The organism is Paracidovorax sp. MALMAid1276 (genome assembly GCF_049198005.1).
GTDB lineage: Bacteria > Pseudomonadota > Gammaproteobacteria > Burkholderiales > Burkholderiaceae_C > Acidovorax.
In genome coordinates this window covers 1-486 of record NZ_JBMIRS010000048.1, presented here as the reverse complement: position 1 = coordinate 486, position 486 = coordinate 1, and the positions used below count along the sequence as shown (strand labels likewise).

1 pseudogene is annotated in these 486 nt (G+C 51.0%); it reads right to left on the bottom strand.

Features of this window, described 5'->3' with window-relative positions:
• Positions 1-213: 213 nt before the first annotated feature.
• Positions 214-330: pseudogene (locus tag ACOQFS_RS02905) on the bottom strand (IS481 family transposase); the annotation flags it as partial.
• Positions 331-486: the final 156 nt, after the last annotated feature.

The following is a 486-nucleotide window of genomic DNA, read 5'->3' as shown; positions in this document are numbered from 1 at the left end:
TGAGCTGCATCTATCAGGCTGCTCGCGGGGTTTTGCAGGATTTCCTTTAATATCTGCCGGCAATTTGCTTGTTCGAAGAATGCAGGAAATATCTGAAGATAGGGATATTTCTAGCCCTCTCGTTGTGCGGCTAAATATTCTTAGAAATCTGCTAAAAGATTTAAAATCCAGTTCTTGACCTGTGAGCATATTTTGCTGTCACTGCAGTAGCAGTTAAATGTCGCATTTCGGATGATCATATGGCCGCTTGTAAAACAGACCCGTGCGCTCCAGGTACCACTGTTTCATGGCCTGCATAGGCGTCTTGCTGCTCAGCGCTGACTGCGGCAACTAGTAGTTGTACAGGGTCACACAGAGCAGCACTACCGCTACAACCACCAGCACCAACTGACCCAGGTGGCGGTGGTGCGCGCAGGCAAAGACGGCCAGCCCCAAAGCCAGGTCTTCAGCTACCAGTACGACGCCTTGGGCAGGCGCATCGCCAAG